The organism is uncultured Winogradskyella sp. (genome assembly GCF_947498345.1).
GTDB lineage: Bacteria > Bacteroidota > Bacteroidia > Flavobacteriales > Flavobacteriaceae > Winogradskyella.
Map to the genome: position 1 here is coordinate 143,681 of NZ_CANMJY010000001.1, position 17,392 is coordinate 161,072.

19 protein-coding genes are annotated in these 17,392 nt (G+C 33.3%); 7 read left to right on the top strand and 12 right to left on the bottom strand.

What is annotated here, in order from left to right; genetic code table 11:
* Window position 1: 1 nt before the first annotated feature.
* From Q0912_RS00600 to Q0912_RS00620, 5 genes are read right to left on the bottom strand one after another with little or no spacing between them, the layout of a single operon-like run.
* Complete coding sequence (locus tag Q0912_RS00600; RefSeq protein ID WP_299110844.1) at window positions 2–601, bottom strand: TIGR04282 family arsenosugar biosynthesis glycosyltransferase; 600 nt, start codon at window positions 599–601, stop codon at window positions 2–4.
* A complete protein-coding gene (locus Q0912_RS00605) occupies window positions 594–1,106 on the bottom strand; it encodes a rhodanese-like domain-containing protein (RefSeq protein WP_299110846.1) in 513 nt (170 codons plus the stop codon). The genes Q0912_RS00600 and Q0912_RS00605 overlap by 8 nt, the downstream gene beginning before the upstream one ends.
* A 35-nt stretch (window positions 1,107–1,141) precedes the next feature.
* Window positions 1,142–2,197, bottom strand: coding sequence for an arsenosugar biosynthesis radical SAM (seleno)protein ArsS (gene arsS / locus Q0912_RS00610; protein ID WP_299110848.1), 1,056 nt, complete (start codon window positions 2,195–2,197; stop codon window positions 1,142–1,144).
* 7 nt (window positions 2,198–2,204) lie between these two features.
* The gene (locus Q0912_RS00615) at window positions 2,205–2,900 is read right to left on the bottom strand and encodes a hypothetical protein (RefSeq protein WP_299110850.1); all 696 of its coding nucleotides are present in this window, start codon (window positions 2,898–2,900) and stop codon (window positions 2,205–2,207) included.
* A gap of 4 nt (window positions 2,901–2,904) precedes the next feature.
* Window positions 2,905–3,240 (bottom strand): arsenosugar biosynthesis-associated peroxidase-like protein, encoded by a 336-nt coding sequence (locus tag Q0912_RS00620; protein WP_008270413.1) that lies wholly within the window; start codon window positions 3,238–3,240, stop codon window positions 2,905–2,907.
* A gap of 136 nt (window positions 3,241–3,376) precedes the next feature.
* Here Q0912_RS00620 and xdhC point away from each other — a divergent pair, with 136 nt between their 5' ends.
* From xdhC to Q0912_RS00635, 3 genes are read left to right on the top strand one after another with little or no spacing between them, the layout of a single operon-like run.
* Window positions 3,377–4,168 (top strand): xanthine dehydrogenase accessory protein XdhC, encoded by a 792-nt coding sequence (gene xdhC / locus Q0912_RS00625; protein ID WP_299110853.1) that lies wholly within the window; start codon window positions 3,377–3,379, stop codon window positions 4,166–4,168.
* Window positions 4,169–4,203: 35 nt separating this feature from the next.
* Complete coding sequence (locus Q0912_RS00630) at window positions 4,204–5,250, top strand: hypothetical protein (RefSeq protein ID WP_299110855.1); 1,047 nt, start codon at window positions 4,204–4,206, stop codon at window positions 5,248–5,250.
* Window positions 5,247–5,738, top strand: coding sequence for a nucleoside-triphosphatase (locus tag Q0912_RS00635; protein ID WP_299110883.1), 492 nt, complete (start codon window positions 5,247–5,249; stop codon window positions 5,736–5,738). Before Q0912_RS00630 ends, Q0912_RS00635 begins: the two co-directional genes overlap by 4 nt.
* Here Q0912_RS00635 and Q0912_RS00640 read toward each other — a convergent pair.
* The 3 genes from Q0912_RS00640 to yiaA all read right to left on the bottom strand — a co-directional run bounded on the left by Q0912_RS00640 (window position 5,715) and on the right by yiaA (window position 7,508).
* Entirely contained in the window at window positions 5,715–6,197 is a 483-nt protein-coding gene (locus Q0912_RS00640; RefSeq protein WP_299110886.1) for a hypothetical protein, read from the bottom strand. The two genes, Q0912_RS00635 and Q0912_RS00640, sit on opposite strands and share 24 nt — an antisense overlap.
* A gap of 47 nt (window positions 6,198–6,244) precedes the next feature.
* Window positions 6,245–6,937, bottom strand: coding sequence for a CPBP family intramembrane glutamic endopeptidase (locus tag Q0912_RS00645; RefSeq protein ID WP_299110888.1), 693 nt, complete (start codon window positions 6,935–6,937; stop codon window positions 6,245–6,247).
* An 85-nt stretch (window positions 6,938–7,022) separates the two neighbouring features.
* Entirely contained in the window at window positions 7,023–7,508 is a 486-nt protein-coding gene (yiaA, locus tag Q0912_RS00650; RefSeq protein ID WP_299110891.1) for an inner membrane protein YiaA, read from the bottom strand.
* 151 nt (window positions 7,509–7,659) lie between these two features.
* On the opposite strand from yiaA, the gene Q0912_RS00655 reads away from it, so the two are divergent.
* The 3 genes from Q0912_RS00655 (at window position 7,660) to Q0912_RS00665 (ending at window position 10,007) form a co-directional block, all read left to right on the top strand.
* Window positions 7,660–9,159, top strand: a complete 1,500-nt coding sequence (locus Q0912_RS00655; RefSeq protein WP_299110894.1) for a hypothetical protein — start codon at window positions 7,660–7,662, stop codon at window positions 9,157–9,159.
* Window positions 9,160–9,226: 67 nt separating this feature from the next.
* A complete protein-coding gene (locus Q0912_RS00660) occupies window positions 9,227–9,652 on the top strand; it encodes a hypothetical protein (protein ID WP_299110896.1) in 426 nt (141 codons plus the stop codon).
* 40 nt (window positions 9,653–9,692) lie between these two features.
* Window positions 9,693–10,007: a hypothetical protein gene (locus Q0912_RS00665; RefSeq protein WP_299110898.1), complete on the top strand. Its 315-nt coding sequence runs from the start codon at window positions 9,693–9,695 to the stop codon at window positions 10,005–10,007.
* 55 nt (window positions 10,008–10,062) lie between these two features.
* Here Q0912_RS00665 and hemL read toward each other — a convergent pair whose 3' ends face one another.
* Genes hemL through Q0912_RS00680 form a run of 3 tightly spaced genes read right to left on the bottom strand, consistent with a single transcriptional unit; the run spans window position 10,063 to window position 13,043 of the window.
* Window positions 10,063–11,349 (bottom strand): glutamate-1-semialdehyde 2,1-aminomutase, encoded by a 1,287-nt coding sequence (hemL, locus tag Q0912_RS00670; RefSeq protein ID WP_299110900.1) that lies wholly within the window; start codon window positions 11,347–11,349, stop codon window positions 10,063–10,065.
* Window positions 11,350–11,352: 3 nt separating this feature from the next.
* Window positions 11,353–12,156: a glucosaminidase domain-containing protein gene (locus Q0912_RS00675; RefSeq protein WP_299110902.1), complete on the bottom strand. Its 804-nt coding sequence runs from the start codon at window positions 12,154–12,156 to the stop codon at window positions 11,353–11,355.
* Complete coding sequence (locus Q0912_RS00680; RefSeq protein ID WP_299110904.1) at window positions 12,153–13,043, bottom strand: pyridoxal-phosphate dependent enzyme; 891 nt, start codon at window positions 13,041–13,043, stop codon at window positions 12,153–12,155. Before Q0912_RS00680 ends, Q0912_RS00675 begins: the two co-directional genes overlap by 4 nt.
* A 153-nt stretch (window positions 13,044–13,196) precedes the next feature.
* Between Q0912_RS00680 and Q0912_RS00685 the strand changes: the two genes are divergently transcribed.
* On the top strand, window positions 13,197–17,069 hold the full coding sequence (locus tag Q0912_RS00685) for a GEVED domain-containing protein (protein ID WP_299110906.1): 3,873 nt from the start codon (window positions 13,197–13,199) through the stop codon (window positions 17,067–17,069).
* Here Q0912_RS00685 and Q0912_RS00690 read toward each other — a convergent pair.
* Window positions 17,059–17,325: a hypothetical protein gene (locus Q0912_RS00690; protein WP_299110908.1), complete on the bottom strand. Its 267-nt coding sequence runs from the start codon at window positions 17,323–17,325 to the stop codon at window positions 17,059–17,061. The genes Q0912_RS00685 and Q0912_RS00690 overlap by 11 nt on opposite strands.
* Window positions 17,326–17,392: the final 67 nt, after the last annotated feature.

Sequence of the window (17,392 nt, forward strand, 5' to 3'; positions counted from 1 at the left end):
TTTAGAAATATTTCTTGAAAACCTTGTATGGTTTTAGGTCTTCAATGGTATCTATGTCGTTAAGCATTTCTAAAACATACACACTATTGTGAATTAATTTTGATAGAGTTTGTTCGTATACGGTTTCTGTTCCCCAATTTTCAATATTAAAAACGGTTGGATAAAGCGTTTTCATTCCTAAAAGATAATAGCCGCCATCTTCCGCTGGTCCTATAGCAATGTCATTATTATCTAAGGCTTTAAAAGCATTTTCGATTATAGTTTCATTTAGATCTAATAAATCGCTTCCTATAATGACAACTTTTTCGTAGCCCTTTTTGAATAATGCTTCAAAAGCATTTTTCATGCGTTCGCCAAGGTCATTACCATGTTGAAGTTTTTTATTGAAGTGTAAATCATTCCAAGAATCATTTTTGGTAATGTTTTCAGAGTAGAAAACATAAGGGTCGCAATTCACTTTTTGGGCAATTGATGCTGTGTGATTTATAAGATACTTATACACTTCTAAGGCATTGACATCTCCAATAACTCTAGCTAAACGCGTTTTGCATTTGCCCAGTTCGGGATTCCTTGCAAAAACAATTAAAGCCTTCTTAGTCATTCTCTTTTTTGTCTTTAGAATATACCTTATTCCCTTTAACTAACCACTTAGACCATGCCTTAGAAAACGCATGGATATCTGCCGTTTCCCCCTTTTCATTGTAAACTTTATAGTCATTATTTTTCCATTCAAAAATACCGCCAAATAGATTAAAAACATTAGTATAGCCTTCTTCTTTAAGCTGTTCAGCGATATCTTCTGATCGGATGCCTAATGAGCAGTACACAACTATTTTTAAAGATTTATCTTTGATTTTTTTCGTAACTAAACTAATGTCAAAGTTGTCATAACCAATATGTATGGCATCTTTTAAGTGACTGGTTTTATATTCTAAATCCTCTCTGGCATCTAATAGAATAGCCTTTGTTTTTGGCATTGCCAATTCGTGTACCGAAATGTATGGAATACTTTCAGAATTATATTTTTTCAGTAATTCTGAAAGTGTTTCTTGTGCGAATCCAAACGCAGTAAAAAACAATAATGTGTATAAAACTTTGTATTTCATATCTTAGTAAGATTACTGTGTTCGTGGGTACTGGATTAAGCGACAACACCTTGACAACTACTTCCTGCACCTGCAGTGCAGCCATAACAATGTTGTGAGATTACAATGTTTCTACCCTCAAGTAGTTCTTCATTATATTCTGAAATGTGCTTTATTTTACTGTTTACGGGCAATTCTAACATCTGATTAAAATCACAGTCAAATAAGTAGCCATCCCAACTTACGGAAAGCGTATTTGTACACATTACATTAGCAACAGCAGCTGGGTTATAAGCCTCGACTAACTGATACATGTAATCTTCATAATTTTCTGAGGCAATCAAATAATCTAAGAATCTACTAATAGGTAAATTGGTAATTGCAAATAGATTATGAAATTGAATGCCGAAATCTTCCATCAAAGCTTTCTTGAAGTCTTTTTCCATAGACATTTGATCTCCTGGTAAAAATGCACCAGAAGGATTATAGACCAAATCTAGTCTTAGATCACTATCTGGCATACCATAGCCTATGGCATTTAACTCTTGAAGTGCCTTGATAGATTTGTCGAAAACACCATCACCACGTTGTTTATCTGTTTTCCCACGTGTCCAGTGAGGCATAGAGCTTACTACATGGACATTGTGCTTTTTAAAGAATTCTGGTAAGTCGTAATATTTTTTATTTGCACGTATAATAGTAAGGTTTGAGCGTACTATAAAATCTTTAATACCAGCTTTAGCAGCTTCTTCAACAAACCATCTAAAGTCTGGGTTCATCTCTGGTGCACCACCTGTTAAATCCAGAGTATGTGCTCCCGTATTTTTTATGACTTCGAGACATTGTCGCATGGTTTCTCTAGTCATAATCTCCTTTCGGTCAGGACCTGCATCTACATGGCAATGATCACAAACTTGATTGCACATGTAACCTACATTGATTTGAAGTATTTCAAGTTTTTTGGCTTTTAATGGAAACTGATTGGTTTCAGCAATTTTGTTTTTAAACGTAGGGAGCTCACCATTCTGAAAAATACCATTAGATAAAATTTCGAGTTGCCTATTACTATTTGCTAAATCGCTATCGCGTTTTTTTAAAGATTTTGTAGCCATTATTTTATTAAGATAATCTCATTATTAATCGTATCACTGCAAACAAAGCCAAAATAACTCCGATAATCACCGAAATTGTCATAGAAGATTTAGCTTTTGATAGGTGTACATTTAAAGATTCTGATTGTGATTTTTCTAAACTGATATTGTTAAAACTCTCTGTAATAGAACTAATGAGTATATTCTTTACATCTTTAGACATGCGTTTTTCACGTAAAATCTGACATATTTCAATGGAATCAGTAGTTAGCTTTTCTTTAAAAACCCGAATGGATTCATTCTTTTTTGTAAAGAGTACCTTGTTAACATAATTAATTATGTCTTCATCTATTTCATTGGTTAATTTCACCAATTCTTCAGTGTCTTTGGTGTTATTAAACTTTAACTTCAAGTTTTCACTTTGCTGAATAGTTTTCTCTATATGAGGTTTTAAAAAATCATAAATTTTATGTTCAGTTTCCTCATTGCAAAGCCACTCAGATCTGATAATACTTATTAGGCCTGATTTATTTTTAGCATTAATCTGGGCATTATATATGCTTGTGAAACTATTGTAAAATTTAGGGCTTAGCCAATCAATAAATGCACTGTCAAAATCTGATTTCTTAGGGAGTTTTGTAAATGTATTTATCTTCTGATTGGTTATCAGATTATTTAAACTTTCGTTTTCCGCGAGGATATTTTCAAATTGTTGTTCTGACATTTGCTTAACCATCTAATTTATTAACCTTATTCATCATTTGTACACCATGTACCAAAGTAGCGCCACTTTTTATAGCTGCACCAACATGTATGGCTTCCATCATTTCTTCTTTGGTTACACCACGTTGAAGACCATCTTTAGTATAGGCATCGATACAATAAGGACATTGTTCGGTGTGGGCAACGGCTAATGCAATTAAAGATTTTTCGCGAGCAGATAATGCTCCTTCTTCAAAAACTTTTCCATAATATTCAAAGAATTTATTCCCTAATTCCTCACTCCATTCTGTTATTTTTCCAAACTTTCTTAAGTCAGCCGGATCGTAATATGTTTTTGACATTTTTTTAGTTTCTAAATTTTTAATACGAAAAATCAAGATAAGACTTTTTGTCGAAGTTAATTCTTAAAGATTACAGAAAAACTGAATTTTTTTTCACGCAAAAAGTCTTACATTTAAATGCACTTTTTTAATCAGTATGAAAAACTGGGTAGAACTTTTATCAGAATTTAAAGAGAAGCGACAACCCATTGCTTTGGTTACTGTTACTAAATGTCATGGTTCTACACCTTGTGTAGTATCTTCTCGTATGATTGTGACAGAAAGTAAATCTATTTATGGTACTATTGGAGGTGGGAAATTAGAGTATAAAGCCATTGACGAAGCAATTATAGCTTTAAAAGAAAACAGAATTATTGAATCATCTTATACTTTAGGGCCAGATTTTGCACAATGTTGCGGTGGAAAAGTTGAATTTATTATAGAACCTATGAACCAATCACCTGAATTATTTTTGTTTGGAGCTGGACATATCGGAACCGAGATTGCTAAACTTTTAATAGATACACCTTTTAAAGTAAAACTCATAGATTCCAGACCTAATTGGTTTACTAAATTTGATATCCATGAAAGTATAGAACAATGTCAGGTAAAAGAAAATGATTTTAAAACCTTTAAGGATGCTGTAAGTTGGGGAAAGAATTGTTACGTTTTGGTGTTAACACATAATCATGCTATTGATTTTGATATTATAGCGATGGCTTTAGAAAATGAAACTAAATATTTAGGATTGATTGGGAGTAAAACCAAAAAAGTACGTTTCAACAATATGCTCATTAAGGAAATGAATATAAAAGATGGGATAAAAAATGTTGTTTGCCCAATAGGATTACCCATAGGTGGTGATACACCGAAAGAAATTGCCATTAGTGTTGTTGCTCAATTACTTCAAGTGCATTACCAAAGAGTAACACAGGAAATGTCACACTGAGCGTAGCCGAAGTGTGTTTTGAAAGATGAAATATAATGAACCATAAAGAGATTCCCGTTTTCTCAGGTAGTAACATGAAGAATAATAAACATATTATTGATAGACTTACTGCGCTTTGGGCTTTAAATGAATCTGGTCTTGGCGGATTTTTGCATGTATTTAATACACCTTTTACAGGACTGGTTGTAGGAGGTATAGCCATCTTATTAATTAGCTTGATTGCCTATTATGCAGAGCATAAATGGCAGGCGATCCTCAAAGCTTTGGTTGTGGTACTCATTATAAAAATGGCTGTAAGTCCATATTCGCCTTTTGGTGCTTATGTGGCTGTTAGTTTTCAAGCAATCTTTGGAGCATTATTATTATCAAAGTTTTCTTGGAAAAGTGCAACTGTTATTGTTTTGGGAATAGTAACATTTTTAGAATCTGCACTGCAAAAGTTGTTGATATTAACTATTGTTTATGGAACTGAGTTATGGGAGGCAATTAACTTATATGGTCTTTGGGTTCAGAAAAAATTGAATTTTATTTCAGAAACATCAACAGCTACATTTTTAATTTGCCTTTACTTAATTGTTTATGGTGTTTGTGGCTTGCTTGTTGGTATTTTCATTAAAGAGATTATTAAAATTATTTCTGAAAAACAGGAAGCGGATTTTTACCTTGAGAGTGTCGTAGATACTTCTGAAAGTGGCAAGAAGAAAATGGGTTTCAAAACCAAAGTGATTTGGATGTGGTTGATTACTATTGCGATAATCGTTTTGGCATTTTCATTTTTTGGAGGACATCTATTCGAATGGCAAAAAGGGATTTATATCTTGTTAAGAAGCTTTTTAATCCTGATGCTTTGGTATTTAATATTAGGGCCTTTTATATTGAAGTTGATGCGGAATTATTTAAGTAAAAAAGAATCGCAATACAAAGCCGATATCTCAAGTACTATGGGTTTGTTTCCGTATTTTAGGAAGATTCTATCTTATACATGGAAAAAAACAAAGCATCTAAAAGGGTATAAAAGGTTTAAGTATTTTATGGCAAATAGTATTTCTAATTGTATTCATTTTAAAGTGCATTCAAAGTGATTTATATTCTGTCTGGTGATATACGTTCAGGAAAAACAACAGCACTTTTAAATTGGGTTGAAGGACGAAATGATGTTGATGGTTTACTCTGTCCTGATGGAGAAAATGGGAAACGTTTTTTTCTAAACATAAAGTCAAAACAACAGTTTGAACTCGAGGTTGAATCTGAATCTGAAGATACTATAACTATTGGATCTTTTCATTTTTTGAAATCTTCGTTTAAAAGAGCCAATGAATTTTTAATGCTAATGCTTATGGCGCCAGCAAAGATGTTTCTTGTAATCGATGAGCTAGGGAAACTCGAGTTAAAAAATCAAGGATTGCATGATCCTGCTACACTCCTTATTCCAAAATTTATAAATAATACTAAGCAACACTTAATACTTGTGGTTAGAACATCTTTATATGATGAGACAATACAGCATTATGGAATTGAAAACCACAAGCGAATAACTGTGAAAGATTTAGCTGAAAATAGTCTCGCTTAGTGCATAATAAATTGCCATCAAAGCAGAAAAAACAGCACTTGCTATAAAGCGCCATTTTAGATGAATGTTGTTTTGAATAATATAATTGGCAATAAATGAGATTAAGATATTTGCTAAAAACGACCAAAATGCAATTTCTAATAAATTCCAACCTATAGACTCAAACTGACCAGAAAACAATTTTATTAATAGTAAGTGCCTGGCAATCCATAATGGATTAAAGTATAACATTGCTAATGCTGTTTTACTCAAAGTAGCTTTTATCCCTTTTAAGTTTTGGGTTTGTTTTACAATCCAATCAAAATAATTCGGAATTTCAAAAGCATAAACAGTTGCGCCAACGGCAATCATTCCTAATAAACGCGACCAGGAAAACTCATTAAGCAAAAGCGCAGCAATAGTATCACCAGCACTATAAATAAGTGCGCCTCTAAAAATGTTTTTTTTGGTGTAATGCAATACTAAAAATTATGAGTTTTCAATTTAGAGATTATTTATGCTTTAAATTAAAAATATTTTAAAAATACATCAGCAAAAGGATCTTGGTTTACAACTGTGTAATAAAAAACAGCTCCTAACCAACCATGAAACAACCCAAGAATATATATGTTTTTGGCTTTTAGGTAAACATAGCCATAGAATAGAGCTAAGATAAATGTCCCAGTCATTAACCAAATAGACGGATAATGGACAATAGAAAAAACCACTGCTGTAATAAGAATAATAAAGGTCTTACTAAGCTTTATGCGTTTTAAATCCTTTAGGTTACCTGCTAATAAACCAATGGTTAAAAATTGTTGAATACTTCCCCAAATAGGATATGTAACTATTAAAGGCAAAATATGCCAGGTTAGATTTATGTTGCCCAGAGCGTAACCAATTACAAAGAATGATGCTATAGAAAATAGAGCAAATGGTAATACTAATCTTAAAACTAATTTAAAGTTGTCTAATCGAAACCCCCAATCTATAAGAACATTTTTGTCTTTTTTATAACGATAAAACACATAGATAGACCAAGCTAAAATGGTAAATATCACAAAAGGTAATCGCCAATTGAGGTAATCCATAAAAACAAATTTTCCGATTCCAGTGATAACAACACCTAATATTTCTAATACACGGACTTTGTCTGATATTGGTCGCGTAAGTTTTAATTTAGAAAAATCTGTTAAGTATTTAGTGAGTTTATTTTTCATTGTGAGATGCATTTTTAAAACCTCGCAGCTCTAAACCAACCTGCGAGGTTTTGGGTTACTAACTAACCATCATTAAAACTAATCTTTAACCTTCTTTAGTTTCAATTTCTTTATCAATATAAGCCACATCTCTAGTGTTTTTTTGTACAGCAATAGCAGCAAAGAGACTCAGTGTAAACGACATGCCGTAAAATCCCTTTTCACTTAATTCTAAATCGGCATTCCAAAGTCCAATAACCAATAATACAATTGCTGCTATTGAGGTAAACCAACTAATGCCATAATACATTTCGGTAACTTGTATGTCTTCTAGCTTATCTCTAACGGCTTTCTGTACCGAAATAACCGAAAACAAACCAAAAAGAAGAACCGTAAAGTAATAGCCTTTTTCATTGAGTTCCATGGAGGCATTCCAAAGCCCTATACAATAAGATACCATGCCAATTAATAAAGCTGTCCATGAGGCTCCAATGAACGCTGGTGTTGGTTTTTGATTGTAAACTTTAGCTTTTTTCTTCTTTTCTTTTAATTTTTCTTCGTCCTTTATGGATACAGTTGTTTGATAATTCATAATGTTTTGTTTTAATGATTACAAGACAAATCTCTGGCTAAAACCAATGATTTAAAAATTAAATTCTTTTAAAAACTGTCGATATATTAATATTTATAATCAATGATATTATTATATTTATTATAGTTTAATAATATTTTATGACGATATAATGATAGCTTTAAAATCAATAATTGAAACATTTGGTATAGGAGAACAGCAAAAATTTATTGCATTTTTAGAGCAAAAGAACAAACGTAAGGATACCAAAAATATTCAGCTGTTTAAGTTATTGGTAAAAAAGCATCTGGATTCTAAATCAATAAAAAGAACACTCTATGGCACCAAAAGCAGTAATGCATATCACGCGTTAAGAAAGCGATTGTTTCAATCGTTAATAGAATTTACAGCGAATAAAAATCTAGAAGATGAAAATTCAATTGACATGCAGATTATTAAGTATATTTTAGCTTCGCGAACTTATTTGCTCCAAAAAAACTATGATATAGCCTATAAAATATTAGATAAAGCAGAACGTATGGCAGATGAGCATCTGCTATTTCCTATTCTAAATGAAATTTACCATACTAAAATTCAATATGCTTCAAGTTATCCGAAAATAGATTTAGAAACGCTTATTGCCAAACAAAAGGAAAATCAAAAAAAACATCAACTCGAAGATCAATTAAACATTGTTTATGCGAAATTAAAAATGGTATTAAATGCTGTGAGTTATAAAGGTGAAATTATAAATTTTGAAATGACACTCAGTAAGCTTTTAAAAACATCTAATATTGAGTTGAATTCATCCCTTTCTTTTAAGTCCTTATATCAAATCTTGGCCATAGCTAATATTTCGGCATTAATGACAACCAGGTACTTTCAGATAGAAGATTTTGTCTTAAAAAGTTATGCTATTCTGAAAACAAAAAAGGAAACAAACAAGCAATTATACTATCAAATCCATATTGTGTATATTATAGCTAATACGCTTTTTAGAAACAAAAAGTTTGAAGCTTCATTGTCTTATATCAAAGAAATGGAGGAGTTGATGGAGCTTAAAAACGGTTTATATCATAGGGAATTTATCCTAAAGAAGACCTTAGTTAAAGCTCTTAATCTCAATTTTATTAGCTGTCAAGAGAAAGCTATTGCTATTGTTAAAGATGTGATAGAAAAAAAACACAACGATACAGAAGCCTTGCTAGATTTGCATTTATCGCTTTTGATGTTCTACTTTCAGAAAGAAGATTTTTTTAAAGCCAAAACTGTTTTGTCTAAACTTTACCATACAGATCAATGGTATATAGAAAAAGCAGGAATGGATTGGGTAATAAAAAAGAACCTTGCAGAGATTCTGCTTTATATTGAAGTGCAAGATGATGATTTATTGTATTCGAGATTAAAGAGTTTTAAACGTCGTTATACTTCTTATTTAAAAGATATCGGACAAGAAAGAATCATTACATTTCTAAGTTATGCCGAAGAGCTTTATAAAAATCCAGACATCACTAAAAATAAAACTATTGAAACACAACTCAAAACAACTTTCGAGTGGTCTTCAGTATATGAAGAAGATATTTTTGTTATTAGCTTTTATGCTTGGTTGAAAAATAAATTTGAGAAATCCAGTCTCTTTGAAACTACGCAAAAACTCATAAAATCTGCGTAGGGTTTACATTTAGAAATTAAAATTGCGTATTTTTAAAGCATACTAAATACATCAAAAAACAATGATTATGAAAAATTTATTATTGATAGCTATTACTTTTTTTACACTAAATATTGTAGCACAAGAAAAAAAGTTGATTGTAGAAAAAGACCGAACAGAAACTCTAGCTGATAATGAAACCAAAAAGTTAACAAAACAACTTGGTTTAAATACTGAACAGCAACAGAAAGTTCATGCGATTATGCTTAGCCATTTTAATGAAGAATTACAAATGAAGAAGAAGATGAAGCAAAAAGTTACATCTAAAGAAGTAATTGATAAAAATGAAGTTAGAAAAGTAACCGTCAAACAAAGACAAAAATATTCTAAAAAATTGGATGATCAGCTCAAGGAAGTTTTTACTGAGGATCAGTATAAGAACTATAGTGCAATAAAGCTAAAGCAAAAAAACACTAAACAAAAAGCCCCAAAAAAGCGCACATCTTTTAAATAAAATTGTTATTTTAGTGACCAAATTAATTAAATAAACCACAATGAAAAAGATAATTACAATATGCATGTTTGCTTTTACAATGCTATTAGGAATGCAATCTGTTACAGCTCAAAATAACTCAGAAAAGGTTAATGCAGAAGCTATAGAGAAAACTGAAGCTTTAAAAAAAGTTGTACAGTTTAACAGCGAACAAACAGATAGAGTTTACCTGGCAATTAAAGAATATACTAAGGTTAAAATGAGTTCAGCAAGTAAGGCCTCTGTAATGAAAGCTAAAAGTAATTTAGAGAGACAAATGAAGACCATTCTTACTGAAGAGCAATATGAGCGTTACAGAACTTTTGCCGAAGAATAGTAAGATTACTTTTTATAAATATTTAAAGCTTCACAATTAAGTGAGGCTTTTTTTGTCACAAACTTTTGGCGACCTCTTCAACGGCTGCAATAGTCTCATTTAAATCCTGATAGGTAAGCGCATCAGTGATGAACCAGGTTTCAAAAGCGCTTGGCGCAATATAAATTCCTTTATTAAGCAAGCCGTGAAAGAATTTTTTAAAGGTATCGTTGTTGCCCTTGGCGGCACTTTCAAAATCCACAACAGCTTGGTCAGAAAAATGAACAGAAATCATAGAGCCTATTCTATTAATCGTATGAGGGATGTTATTTTTATTTAAAGCCTCTGTAATTCCATTATGAAGGTACTTAGTCTTTTCTTCTAGCCTATTCATTAAGCCCTTATCTTGGTCAATAGCTTTTAGCATCGCAAGTCCTGCGGACATGGCTAAAGGGTTTCCACTAAGCGTGCCTGCTTGATATACAGGGCCAAGTGGTGCTAAAAGGTTCATTATGTCATTACGTGCTGCAAAAGCACCTACTGGCAGGCCTCCACCAACAACTTTTCCAAAGCATACAATATCTGCGTTTATACCTTTAAGTTCTTGTACTCCGCCATTAGCTAATCTAAAACCTGTCATTACTTCATCGAAAATTAAAAGTATATCATTGCTGTCACAAATGGTTCTTAATCCTTCTAGGAATCCTTCCGTCGGTGGAATACATCCCATGTTGCCAGCGACAGGCTCAATTATAATGGCTGCAATTTCATTTTTATTGGCTTTAATAAGTGCTTTAACGTTTTCTATATCATTATACTTTGCCAATAATGTGTCTTTTGCTGTACCTTGGGTAACACCAGGGCTATTAGGTGTTCCGAAAGTTACAGCTCCACTACCTGCAGCGATTAAAAAGGAATCACTATGTCCATGGTAGCAACCGGCAAATTTTATAATCTTATCTTTTTTTGTATAACCTCTGGCTAACCTAATTGCGCTCATACAGGCCTCAGTGCCAGAATTCACAAATCTGATCTTATCAATGTTTGGAACCATTGCAACCGCTAATTCAGCAATTTCAGTTTCTAGAGCTGTTGGCATGCCAAAAGATGTGCCAAGTTTTGTTTTTTTAATCACCGCATCTACAACAGGTGGAAAAGCATGGCCCAACAACATAGGTCCCCACGAATTGATATAATCAATAAAACGATTACCATCTTCATCATAGATATAAGCTCCTTGTGCCGATTTTGCAAAAATGGGTGTCCCTCCTACAGCTTTAAAAGCTCTTACAGGCGAATTTACTCCACCGGGAATAACATTTTGAGCTTCTTTGAATAAAGCACTACTTCTTTGGTATAACATAAGTTAATTAGGAATCATGATTTCTTGACCCAAAGCCAAGTTGTTAGAACTAAGATTATTTAATGTTTTAATAGCTTCAACGGTTGTGTTGTAGCGTTTGGCTAATGAATATAAGGTGTCACCTTTCTCAATGATATATCTTATTACCCCACTATTAACACGTACTATTTCTACGTCATTATTTTCTAAAACGTCATTGTCGTATTTGTATAATTTGTAACGCTCAATTAAACTAATAAGCTTTTGTGGATACTTTCTGTCAGTTGCGTAACCAGCAGCCCGTAAGCCTTTTGCCCAGCCTTTATAATCATTAGGTTTTAATTTGAAAAGATTTGCATAGCGTTTACGTCCTGTTAAAAAATCGGAATGATCCTTGTAAGACGATTGGGCTTTTTTATATTTTCTGAAACATTCTTGTTTACGGTCATCGTCATGATAGATTTTAGCTCCTTTCCAGCCATGGCATTTAATTCCGAAATGATTATTAGCCTTAACTGCCAAGCGTCCACGGCCAGAAGCAGATTCTAATATACCTTGTGCTAAAGTAATACTAGCTGGGATTTTTGATTTTCGCATTTCAGCTTTTGCTATATCTGCATATTGAGCAATATAACTTTCGGTAGATGTTGGTGGCTTGGTTGTGGTTTCCTCAACCTTTTCAGAATTAACTTTTTTAGTGTCTTTAACAACGGTTTTTTCTGATTTGTTTTTATCGTTTTCTTTCTTGGGTACAATACCTTTCTTTGGGCCACAGCTAAAGACAGATACAACAAATACTAGTATTATATATTTGAGTTTTAAATTCATTTTATTAAAGGCAACCCTTTTTGTTTTAATTTTAAATTTATTCCTTCAATACCTTGCAAACCACCCGTATGGATTGCTAATATTTTTGAGTTTTTTGGAAAAATCCCTTTCTCAATTAGGTCAAAAATCCCATACATCATCTTCCCTGTGTAAATAGGATCTAATGGAATGTTATACTTAGCTTTGAAGGTATTGATAAACGCAATAAGTTCTTCATTTATTTTTCCATAACCACCAAAATGATAATCAGTAATTAATTTCCAATTATCCTGTGCTGCAAATTTACGAATATCTTGTTGTAAAAAATCACCCTTCAACGCAGGAAAACCAAATATTTTTTGATGAGGTTGCGACGCATTTATCAATCCAGAAATCGTGCCACCTGTGCCAACACTGCAACAAATAAAATCAAACTTATCATCCCTGTCATTAAGGATTTCTTCGCAACCTTTTACAGCTAAGGCATTCGTACCTCCCTCTGGAAGTAAATAAAAATCACCATATTTAGTTATAAGGCGTTCAATATACTGAGAATCTTGCTTGTTTCTATATGCTGTTCTGCTTATAAAATGTAATTGCATGCCAAATTGTTTAGCAAACATTAAGGTTGGGTTTGCATTGATCTTAGATTCTAATTCTTCACCTCTAATTATACCAATAGTTTTAAGGTTGTGCATTTTACCTGCATAAGCTGTTGCTGCTATATGGTTAGAATAAGCACCGCCAAAAGTTAAAAGGGTTGTCTTTTTTTGAGATATAGCAGCTTTTATGTTGTACTTAAGTTTTCGGTATTTATTGCCTGAAATAAAAGGATGATTAAGATATTCTGGCTTCATAAAGAGCTGATTATCAACTTGAATATTGTTTAAAACTTGATTTTTCAACATTTAAACTAAATTTTTAACAAATTCTTAAAAAAAAAGTTAAATTAACATTAATTTTAATACATTTAGCCTTAATCCCTGCATAATCTATTTTTTTGACTTCCTGCAAATATATAAGGATTGTCATGGTTTTATTCTTGTTCAAAAATATAGATTATGACTAGATTTTTACCTTTTTTAGTTTTTATTTTCGCATTCACTACAACGACCTCTCAGACTACAGTGATAGATCCAATTGGTGATGGTGGATTTGAGAATGGTGTTACATTTGCAGCTAATGGTTGGAGCGAAAATAATCCAGTTAGTGCTACTGATAATCAATGGGTATGTGATACTGGAGCAACAATAGGGTTTAGTGGTACAAATGCTGCATATATAACAAATAATGCAAACGCTACACCTCCACCTCATACCTATACTAATACCGCTACTAGAGTTGCTCACTTATATAAAGACATTACTTTTCCTGTTGGGGAATCAAACATTACTTTAGATTTTGATTGGATTGTGGATGGCGAAATTGGTTTTTTTGCTTATGATTATATGACAATTTGGGTAGTGCCACAAACTTTCACTCCTACTTATGGTACACAAATAACAGCGACAGGAACAGCACCTTCGGGAAATGTGCAGATCGGAGGGTTTTTTGGCGAACAATATACTTGGACCAGTAGCACTTTTCAATTGCCAACGGGCTATGCAGGCAATAATGCAAGACTGGTTTTTGAGTGGACTAATGATGGTAGCGCTGGGGATAACCCTCCAATTGCTATAGATAATGTGAGTTTAGTTACTAATGTAAATACGTCTTACTGTAATGCAACATCAAACTTCACTTTAGATTATATTGAAGATTTTTCAACGAATGTTGGCTTTGGATCAGACATTTCTAACCTAAACTCAGGGTTTACACCTCCTGGTTATCAAGATAATTCTGCTACTGAAATTGTAGAGCAACTGGCAGGCGGTATTGTGGATTTTACCGTGGATTTCTCGGGTACGTTTTTAACCTATGGGTTTAATATATGGGTAGATTGGAATAATGATTTTGATTTTGATGATGCTAATGAAAAAGTATATGCGTCTGGTGGTTTTACGACTGGACTTACAGATGATTTTATAGTTCCTGGAACTATAACTCCAGGTAGCTACAGAATGCGTATACGAGCAGATTATATTGATGCGGATCCTGACTCTTGCGGAACTATAGATGATGGCGAAACCGAAGACTATACGCTTACAGTACCAGCAATTACATGTACAGGTGACCCATCCAACATTACAGTTAATGCTATTACTATAACAACAGCTACAATTAGTTGGACAGCCCCAAGTCCAATACCTGGAGTTGGTTATGAATATTTTGTTACTACTAATAATAGTACTCCGGGGTATTCACAAACTCCAACCGGAACAACAAATAATTCGACTACAACAGTTAATTTAACAGGACTAGCTGAGAATACAACGTATTATGTTTGGGTGAGATCTATTTGTGCCAGTGGAGTTGCCGGTGCAGGTTTTTGGATAGGCCCAGAATCTTTTACGACATTAACCGCTCCGCCAACAGTAACTGACGTCTCTATTTGTCCTGGTGATGCCTCACAAGATCTAACGGCTACAGCATTATGCACAGGTTCAACAACAACAAATACTATTGCAGGAAACTTAGATGTTGCTGGTCCTTACGCAGATACTCCTCCGTGGTTTATTGTGAGTACAGATCCTTGTGCATTTGATCCGACCTATAATAGAAACTATGATACTTTTGATTTTCAAGTTGATACCGATGGTGTTTATGTTTTTGAGATAGACCCAACTTTACCACCAGATTTTATGGGATATATAGTTATAAATGATCCGTTAGATCCTTTTACATATGGATCTTGTGCAACTGGTACCTGGATTGCCGGGGACGATGATTCTGGTCCTGGTTTGGATGCAGCTATTACAGCAAATCTTCTTGCAGGTGTTGACTATACGCTTGTAACTACTTTGGCTTTTTCTGCAAGTCAATCTACACCATATACTTGGAATATTTCGGGAGTGGGCTCAATCATCAGTGGTACCGTTGGTACAATGGAATGGTATACAAGTGCGAGTGGAGGCACACCAATAGCTACAGGCTCTAACTTTGATCCTGTAGGTGTTGCAGGTTCTGGCCTGCCAAATACAAATACACCTGGAGTATACAGTTATTGGGCAGCATGTGCATCGAGCCCAACAATAAGAACACAAGCAGATTTTGTTATTGGTAAGATTTGGAATGGAACTCCTGGAAATACAGATTGGGCAATTGCAACAAATTGGAACCCTAATAGTGTGCCTACTGCAACAGAATGCGTTATCATTCCCAACACTGGTGGTAACGATCCGATAATTGATGGTACAACGGATGGCTTGGGTTATACGTTAACTATTGAATCTGGGGCAACATTGACCCAAAATTCTAATTCTACTTTGACCATTACTAATATAATTACTATTGAAAATGGTGGTGTATATGATATGCAAGATAGTGCTAGTTTAATACAAATTGATGATATTGCTAACTCTGTTGGAGCTAGTGGATTATTTACAATGGACCGAAATACAAACATAAGACAGAACGATTATGTCTATTGGTCTTCTCCTGTAACAACTTTTGATATAACAAGTATTTCCCCAGCAACGCCAGGTGCTTATTTATATGAATGGATGCCAACAACATTTCAAGGTATTGGACCTCCTGGTAATATGGTTTTTGGTGAGTGGCAAAATTATAGTTCGGGGAATATGGATATAGGTAAGGGCTATATAGCGAGAGGACCTAGTGGCCATACAGCTACTCCTTCGGTATTTACAGCTACTTTTTCTGGAACTCCAAATAATGGTACTATAATTCAGCCGATTGAAAGAGGAGCATACATGGGAGGGAATTATACATACCAACCCATACCTGGTGGTGATAATTTACTTGTAACCAGTGATGATGATAATTGGAATCTTGTGGGTAATCCTTATCCTTCAGCAATTGAAGCTACAGATTTTTTAACGCTTCCGGCTAATACACACATTGATGGTTTTGTGTATTTGTGGACTCATGGAACAGATATAGCTATAGGAGCAGATCCATTTTACGATGATTATGTATATAATTATAATGTTGCAGATTATATAGCTTATAACTCTAGTGGTACTTCAACTCCTTCTGGTTTTAATGGTAATATTGCTTCTGGTCAAGGCTTCTTTGTTTTAATGAGAGATACAGGTTCGGTAAATGAAACAGTAACGTTTAATAATTCTATGAGAAGCAGCGCCTATAGTAATGACCAGTTTTACAGAAGTTCTAATCCGTCTAATGATAACACTGAAAACCATAATAGAATTTGGTTAGATTATATAAGTCCATCTGGGCAAACCAATACCACTTTGATTGCTTATGTAAATGGCGCCACTAATGGAAAAGATAGAATGTTTGATGCTAAAAATACTCAGGGTAGTGGTTTAAATCTGTATTCAATGATTAATAATGATGCCTACCTTATTCAAGGTCGTCAACTCCCATTTCAAGATACAGATCTAGTCCCTATTGGGATAAATATTACCGAGTCTGGTTTACAAACTATAGCTATAAACACGCTTCAAGGTTTGTTTGAGGAGTCTGAACAAGATGTATATTTAGAAGACTTAGTAACAGGTGTTATTCATGATTTAAAAAACGCGCCATATTCATTTTTTAGTGATGAGGAAATTATTAATGATAGATTTATTCTAAGATATACTAATACAACATTAGGGATTGATGATTATGATACGTTAAATGGAATTCAAATTTTTGAAGCTAATGAAAAGATTATAATAAAATCTGACTTTGAAACCATTGAAGCTATCGAAGTTTATGACATTTTAGGAAGAACTCTTTTCCATAATAAATCAGTTAATTCTAATCGTTTTAGTATAAACACTATTCAGTCTAGCGAAATATCACTATTCATTAAAATAAGGTTAGTTGATGGTAAACAAAAAATTGAAAAAATTATCTTCTAAAATAATTTATAAAAACATACAAAGGTCTGGATTTTATATAGTCCAGATCTTTTTCATTGCTGTAGGCCTCACGTTCAAAAGAAATGTTTTTGTATGCCATGTGCCAATTTTTATATTGAGCTAAACGTACACAAAATTCAATACCATAAATGACAAAAAAAGGTATAATTAAGAGTTCTAATTGTTGCCTTAAGTGGATCTTTTCATGATTTATCAAAACAGAATTTCCTCTTAGGTTCTTATACTTTAAAAACATGAAAGGGAAAATTGTTAGACCTAAATAGCCCTTGGGCACCATATATTTTGAAATCAATATCACACTT

Bases quoted from the DNA above. Each gene is read 5' to 3' on its own strand.
- Q0912_RS00605 (WP_299110846.1), bottom strand. From the start codon at position 1,106: ATGAAATACAAAGTTTTATACACATTATTGTTTTTTACTGCGTTTGGA.
- Q0912_RS00630 (WP_299110855.1), top strand. From the start codon at position 4,204: ATGAACCATAAAGAGATTCCCGTTTTCTCAGGTAGTAACATGAAGAAT.
- Q0912_RS00690 (WP_299110908.1), bottom strand. From the start codon at position 17,325: ATGTTTTTAAAGTATAAGAACCTAAGAGGAAATTCTGTTTTGATAAAT.
- Q0912_RS00620 (WP_008270413.1), bottom strand. From the start codon at position 3,240: ATGTCAAAAACATATTACGATCCGGCTGACTTAAGAAAGTTTGGAAAA.
- Q0912_RS00655 (WP_299110894.1), top strand. From the start codon at position 7,660: ATGATAGCTTTAAAATCAATAATTGAAACATTTGGTATAGGAGAACAG.
- Q0912_RS00615 (WP_299110850.1), bottom strand. From the start codon at position 2,900: ATGTCAGAACAACAATTTGAAAATATCCTCGCGGAAAACGAAAGTTTA.
- Q0912_RS00675 (WP_299110902.1), bottom strand. From the start codon at position 12,156: ATGAATTTAAAACTCAAATATATAATACTAGTATTTGTTGTATCTGTC.
- Q0912_RS00660 (WP_299110896.1), top strand. From the start codon at position 9,227: ATGAAAAATTTATTATTGATAGCTATTACTTTTTTTACACTAAATATT.
- yiaA (WP_299110891.1), bottom strand. From the start codon at position 7,508: ATGAATTATCAAACAACTGTATCCATAAAGGACGAAGAAAAATTAAAA.
- xdhC (WP_299110853.1), top strand. From the start codon at position 3,377: ATGAAAAACTGGGTAGAACTTTTATCAGAATTTAAAGAGAAGCGACAA.
- Q0912_RS00645 (WP_299110888.1), bottom strand. From the start codon at position 6,937: ATGAAAAATAAACTCACTAAATACTTAACAGATTTTTCTAAATTAAAA.
- Q0912_RS00600 (WP_299110844.1), bottom strand. From the start codon at position 601: ATGACTAAGAAGGCTTTAATTGTTTTTGCAAGGAATCCCGAACTGGGC.
- Q0912_RS00665 (WP_299110898.1), top strand. From the start codon at position 9,693: ATGAAAAAGATAATTACAATATGCATGTTTGCTTTTACAATGCTATTA.
- hemL (WP_299110900.1), bottom strand. From the start codon at position 11,349: ATGTTATACCAAAGAAGTAGTGCTTTATTCAAAGAAGCTCAAAATGTT.
- arsS (WP_299110848.1), bottom strand. From the start codon at position 2,197: ATGGCTACAAAATCTTTAAAAAAACGCGATAGCGATTTAGCAAATAGT.
- Q0912_RS00685 (WP_299110906.1), top strand. From the start codon at position 13,197: ATGACTAGATTTTTACCTTTTTTAGTTTTTATTTTCGCATTCACTACA.
- Q0912_RS00680 (WP_299110904.1), bottom strand. From the start codon at position 13,043: ATGTTGAAAAATCAAGTTTTAAACAATATTCAAGTTGATAATCAGCTC.